Below are 5,690 nucleotides of genomic sequence, written 5' to 3' on the forward strand. Positions count from 1 at the left end.
GCCCTGTTCGAGGCCCGCGGCAAGCTGGCGCGGCGTCCGAAAGCCGGCGCCTCGTTCTGATGGCCACGGCCCGCAAGACGCGGCCCTTCATCTTCGTGCTGGCAGGCGTCAATGGCGCCGGCAAGAGCTCGGTCGGCGGCGCCCTGCTCGCCGAGCACGGCCTGGCTTGGTACAACCCCGACAGCTATGCGCGCGAACTGGTCGCGCAACTCGGCCTCGAGACCGTCGACGCCAACGCACGGGCCTGGGAATACGGCCGCAGCCAGCTCGCCGCCGCGATCACCAGCGGCCGAAACTACGCCTTCGAGACCACGCTCGGCGCGAACACCATCCCCGAACTGCTCGCCCAGGCCTCGCGCAGCCACGACGTGGTCATGCTCTTCTGCGGCCTCGCCTCGGCGGAGATGCACCTGCGGCGCGTCCAGGCCCGGGTCGCCAGCGGAGGCCACGACATCCCGGTCGCCAAGATCCGCGAACGCTGGATCAGCTCGCGCATGAACCTGATCCGCCTGATGCCGCTGCTGGCGCGCCTGCAGGTGTTCGACAACAGCGCAGAGGCGGCAGCGGGCGAGGAGATTCCCAACCCGGTCCTGCTGCTCGAGATGGTCGGCGGCCGGCTCGTATTTCCCGAAGCCGACGATGCCTCGGCGCTGGAGGCCACGCCCGAATGGGCCCGGCCGATCGTGCAGGCCGCGATCGAGCAGCAGGGCTGAGCCGTTCGGCATACTTCAGCCGCCCCGCCAACGCCGTCCTCGATGAAAGGCAGCCCGTGAAAAGAAGAAGTCTGGTCCAACTCGCCGCCGCCATCCCGTTCGCGCAGCCGTGGGCGACGCCGGCGCACGCGGCGGCGACCGTCTCCCGCGTGCGTCCGGGCGATCCAGGCTGGCCTTCCGACGCGCAATGGAAGCAGTTCGGCGAACAGCTGGGCGGCGACGCACTGGTGAAGGTGCAGTCGCCCTTCGCGGCCTGCCTCGATGCGCCTGCCGGGCCCGCCTGCACGCAGTTCTTCAAGGCGGTCAAGAACCCGTACTTCCTTGGCGACGACATCGGCCTCACGCAGACGCTCGGCTGGGTCGGCGCCTGGACCTCGAGCCCAAGCGTCCAGGCGGTGTCAGCGCGCAACACTGCCGACGTCGTCGCCGCCGTCGACTTCGCGCGCAGCAACCGCTTGCGCCTGGTGGTCAAGGGCGGCGGCCACAGCTACCAGGGAACCTCCAATTCGGCCGATTCGCTTCTGGTCTGGACACGCCGCATGAACCAGGTCACGCTGCACGAGTCCTTCGTCGCCAGGGGCTGCGAGGCGCAGGCCTCGCCCACGCGCGCGGTCTCGGTCGGCGCCGGGGCGATCTGGGCCCATGTCTACGAGGCGGTGAGCACCCGCGGCGGCGGCTACGTGCAGGGCGGCGGATGCATGACCGTCGGGGTCGCCGGACTGGTGCAGAGCGGCGGCTTCGGCAGCTTCTCGAAGGCCTACGGCCTGGCCTCGGCCAGCCTGCTCGAGGCCGAGGTGGTGACTGCCGACGGCCAGGTGCGGATCGCCAACGCGTGCAGCGAGCCCGAGCTGTTCTGGGGCCTCAAGGGCGGCGGCGGCAGCAGCCTCGGCGTGGTCACGCGCCTGACCCTCAAGGTGCATGCGCTCCCCGAATCCTTCGGCGCGGTCAACATGACGATCAAGGCCTCCTCCGCACCGGCCTTCCGTCGCCTGATCGGCCTCATCGTCGACTGCTACGCCGATCGCCTGCACAACCCGCACTGGGGCGAACAGATTCGCCTGCGGCCGGACGACACGCTGCGCCTCGCGATGGTGTTCCAGGGCCTCCGCCGCAGCGAAGCGCAGGCGGTCTGGCAGCCCTTCCTCGAGGCGGTCGAGGCCGAGCCCGAGGCATTCAAGATCGAGTTCTCCCCACTCAAGATCGTCTCGACTTCGGCGCGCGACTTCTGGGCGCCGACGCTGTTCAAGCGCGTGCTCGGATTCATCAGCACCGACGACCGGCCCGGTGCGCCACCGGGCAATGTCTTCTGGCCCGGCGACCAGGGCCAGGCGGGACAGGTGCTGCACGGCTATCAATCCGCCTGGCTACCGGCCGCGCTGCTGCATCCCGAGCGCCGACAGGTCCTGTGCGATGCCCTGTTCGACGCCAGCCGGCACTGGGGCCTATCGATGCACGTCAACAAGGGGCTGGCCGGCGCGCCGCCCGAGGTCATCGCCGCCGCCCGCGACACGGCGATGAACCCGGCAGTGCTGGACGCCTTCGCGCTGGTGATCTGCGGCGCCGATGGACCGCCGGCCTTGCCCGGYGTGCCGGGGCACGAGCCCGACGCCGCCCTCGCACGGCGCCAGGCGGCCGCGATCGGCCGTGCGGTCGACGAATTGCGCAAGCGGGTGCCGCAACCCGGCTCCTACCTGTCGGAGAGCAACTACTTCGAGCCCGACTGGCAGCGCTCTTTCTGGGGCGGCAACTACCCGCGGCTGCTCGCAGTCAAGGAGCGCTACGATCCCGACGGTCTCTTCTTCGTCCACAACGGCGTCGGCAGCGAACGCTGGAGTGCCGACGGCTTCACAAGAATCGCATGATGGAAACCCTTGCCTTGCGCCGCATCGACGACCTTCCGGGGCCGCGCGGCGTCCCATTGATCGGCAACCTGCTGCAGATCGATGCCCCGCGCATGCACCAGCAGTTGGAGCAGTGGTGCCGCGAGTTCGGTCCCTTCTTCAAGCTGCGAATGGGCCCGCGCAGACTGCTGATCGTCGGCGATCACGAGGCCGTGGCGACGGTGCTGCGCGACCGGCCCGAGGGCTTCAAGCGCACCGCCCGCTTCGAGGCCGTGGCCAGCGAGATGGGCCTCAAGCCGGGCCTCTTCGGTGCCAACGGCGAGGACTGGCGGCGGCAGCGACGCATGGTCATGGCCAGCTTCGACCCGGCGCACGTGCGGCACTACTTCCCGTCGCTGCAGAAGGTCGCCGAACGGCTGGTCGGCCGATGGCGAGCGGCCACGCGGCGCGGCGAAACGATCGACCTCCAGGCCGACCTGATGCGCTACACCGTCGACACGATCGCCGGGCTCGCATTCGGCGCCGAGGTCAACACGCTGGAGTCTGACGGCGACGTGATCCAGCAGCACCTCGACAAGATCTTTCCGGCGCTGGTCAAGCGRATGCTGGCGCCGCTGCCGACCTGGCGCCTGCTGCCGAGCCGGGCCGACCGCGAACTGAAGCACGGCGTGCAGGCGGTCAATGAGGCGGTGGCCGGCTTTATCGCCGAGACGCGCCGCCGGATGGAGGCCGACCCGACGCTGCGCACGGAGCCCCGCAACCTGCTCGAGGCGATGGTCGCAGCGGCCGACCAGCCGGGCAGCGGCATCACCGACGTGCAGGTGGCCGGCAACGTGTTCACCATGCTGCTGGCCGGCGAGGACACGACCGCCAACACCATCGCCTGGATGATCGACCTGCTGTGGCGTCACCCGGCGGCCCTGCAGCGCGCCAGCAACGAAGTGCGCGGCCTCCTCGGCGACGCGCGATGCCCGAGCTTCGAGCAACTGACGCAACTCGATTTCGTCGAGGCCTGCGCACACGAGACGATGCGGCTCAAGCCGGTGGCGCCGATCCTCGCGCTGCAGGCCGAAAAGGACACGCAGCTGGGCGACGTCGAGGTGCCGGCCGGCACAGTGGTCATCAACCTGATGCGCGTCGACAGCGTGAGCGACACCCATCTCGCGCAAGCAATGGAATTCGATCCAGGGCGCTGGCTGGCCGATGGCCGGGCCGGCGCCGCGGCCAGCAGTGCGAAGCGCGTCTCGATGCCCTTCGGCGCCGGCCCGCGGATGTGCCCCGGCCGCTATCTCGCGCTGCTCGAAATGAAGATGGCGATGGCCCAGTTGTTGAACTGCTTCGACATCGAAAGCGTCGACACGCCGGACGGACAGCCGGCGCGCGAGCATCTCTCGTTCACGATGACGCCGATCGGCCTGCGCATGCGGCTGCGCGAGCGCGGCTGATCGGGACGCCCTGGCTTCAGGGCTTCTGGCGCTCCGGCGCGTCGGTGTTGCCGCCGCGCGAGAAATTGCCTTCCTTGTTGGCCGCGGTGTTCGCGGCCCGGCGCTTGGACGGCGCCGCGCGACGCTCGGCGCGCGGCTCCGAGGGTGCCGTCAATGGGTTGGCCTGGACCTCTCCCATCTACGGTCCGCGGGCCGCCTTGCTGCCGGTGGCGCGCCATCGGTGCGAGCCTCGGAACGCTCCGCGGGCGTGGTGCGCGCCACCGGCGGCGCCTTGCCTTGCGACGGATCGACTTCGCCGCTGCCCTGCGCGAACGCGGCGCCCGCCAACGTCTGAACCAGCGCTGCGCACAGCAAGGGAATGAACTTTTCCATGTAAACCTTTTTCTTTGTGAGACTGATGAACGCCTGGCGATGCGCGGGCGGCGAGATGCTGCCGCGTCCTTCAATACGTGTCCACACCTTCGAGCCTCACTCGCTCTCGCGGCTGCCCGTGAGGGTGCGCTCCCCATCGGCCCGATGCATGTCGAGCATGGCGCCGCTGAAGGCCCAGGTCGTGGTCGACTTCAATGCCGCGATGAACTCCCGTTCCTGCTGCATCACGCCCTCTGCGGGGCAGGCTCTGCGCGTGGTGGCCACGGGTCCGATGGCGACCTGGTCGCCGTTGGTGGTGTAGGTGGCGCGGAAGGTATTGCAACCGCCGAAGCCCTTCACGACCCCGTCGCCAAAGGACAGCGAGAGCGTGCTACCGAGCAGCGGGCTCACGACCGCCTGCCGTCCATTGTTGAAGCCGGTGATGTTCGAGCGCAGCCCGGCAAGCGCGGGTGCGGGCTCGGCCTTGAACACGAGCACGGCTTGCCCGTCCTCCGACAGCAGGCCCAGGCGCTCGCCGGTGCGCACCGGCCGGAACGAACCCGACAGGGCCCGCTGCACCGCGGTCTCCAGCGCCATCGATGCGGGATCGCAGGCCATCATCGAACCGGCCAGCGAACTGATCATCAGCCGGCCCTGCTTCAATGCATAGCTGCCGAAATACCGGTTGCATCCCGAGAAGCCGTCGATGCGGCCGGCCTTGAAGCGGGCCGTGACCGATTGCGGCCCGGTGGGGAGCGCCGAGGCATCGAAGCCGCGCAATTCGGTCAGTCGCCAGGTCGGACCCTCGATGGCAGCGAGTGCGGCCTGCGAGGACGCGGGCGGCGCCGRCATYGGCTGTGCGGCGGCCGCCGCGCCCAGGACAGCCGCGGCGACGGCGCCCACTGCGACCATGATCCATGTCGGAGCTGCCTTCATTCCACGTTCCTCATTCGATTCGAAATCCTCATCTTAGCTACCGACGTGGACAGCCATGCGACCGTCAGGAGCCCTTGTTCGATGTGTTTGACATCTGCGGAAAGCCGAGCGCGATATCCACCGGCATTCCGCATGCAATCGACATTCAGATGGAGAAGGCAATGACAATTATTGATCTTTACGTAACCCATGACATTACCAGAGCGTAGCCTGCATCCAGCAGGCGGCAATGATCGAGGAGCGCTTCTGGGCACTCTTGAGCTTGTTGCGCGCGGTCGTGTGCAGCTCGCTGAGGTCGTTGGGGCAGTAGTTGGCCAGGGCATGTCGTTTGAGCCAGGCCCACAGATACTCCACCGGATTGAGGTCGGGCGCGTACGGCGGCAGGAACGCGATCTGGATATGGC

The 5,690-nt window shown here is 68.7% G+C and carries 7 protein-coding genes; 3 read left to right on the forward strand and 4 right to left on the reverse strand.

The window, feature by feature from the left end; genetic code table 11:
- Positions 1-59: 59 nt before the first annotated feature.
- The 3 genes from AC1DY5_RS39515 to AC1DY5_RS39525 are packed head-to-tail and all read left to right on the forward strand — an operon-like array spanning position 60 to position 3,999.
- Entirely contained in the window at positions 60-713 is a 654-nt protein-coding gene (locus AC1DY5_RS39515) for an ATPase (protein ID WP_478119913.1), read from the forward strand.
- A gap of 56 nt (positions 714-769) precedes the next feature.
- Positions 770-2,575, forward strand: a complete 1,806-nt coding sequence (locus tag AC1DY5_RS39520) for an FAD-binding oxidoreductase (RefSeq protein ID WP_478119907.1) — start codon at positions 770-772, stop codon at positions 2,573-2,575.
- Positions 2,572-3,999, forward strand: coding sequence for a cytochrome P450 (locus tag AC1DY5_RS39525; RefSeq protein ID WP_478119908.1), 1,428 nt, complete (start codon positions 2,572-2,574; stop codon positions 3,997-3,999). Before AC1DY5_RS39520 ends, AC1DY5_RS39525 begins: the two co-directional genes overlap by 4 nt.
- Positions 4,000-4,015: 16 nt before the next feature.
- On the opposite strand, the gene AC1DY5_RS39530 is transcribed toward AC1DY5_RS39525, so the two are convergent.
- From AC1DY5_RS39530 to AC1DY5_RS39545, 4 genes are all read right to left on the reverse strand, one after another.
- Positions 4,016-4,153 carry a hypothetical protein gene (locus AC1DY5_RS39530; protein ID WP_478119909.1) on the reverse strand — a complete coding sequence of 46 codons (138 nt, stop codon included), beginning with the start codon at positions 4,151-4,153 and terminating at the stop codon, positions 4,016-4,018.
- The gene (locus AC1DY5_RS39535) at positions 4,150-4,371 is read right to left on the reverse strand and encodes a hypothetical protein (RefSeq protein ID WP_478119910.1); all 222 of its coding nucleotides are present in this window, start codon (positions 4,369-4,371) and stop codon (positions 4,150-4,152) included. Before AC1DY5_RS39535 ends, AC1DY5_RS39530 begins: the two co-directional genes overlap by 4 nt.
- A 96-nt stretch (positions 4,372-4,467) precedes the next feature.
- Positions 4,468-5,286 carry an META domain-containing protein gene (locus AC1DY5_RS39540; protein WP_478119911.1) on the reverse strand — a complete coding sequence of 273 codons (819 nt, stop codon included), beginning with the start codon at positions 5,284-5,286 and terminating at the stop codon, positions 4,468-4,470.
- A 195-nt stretch (positions 5,287-5,481) separates the two neighbouring features.
- Positions 5,482-5,690, reverse strand: a 209-nt coding sequence (locus AC1DY5_RS39545; protein WP_478119912.1) for a transposase, incomplete at its 5' end; no start/stop codon positions are given.

The organism is Variovorax sp. P4_D9, assembly GCF_056401695.1.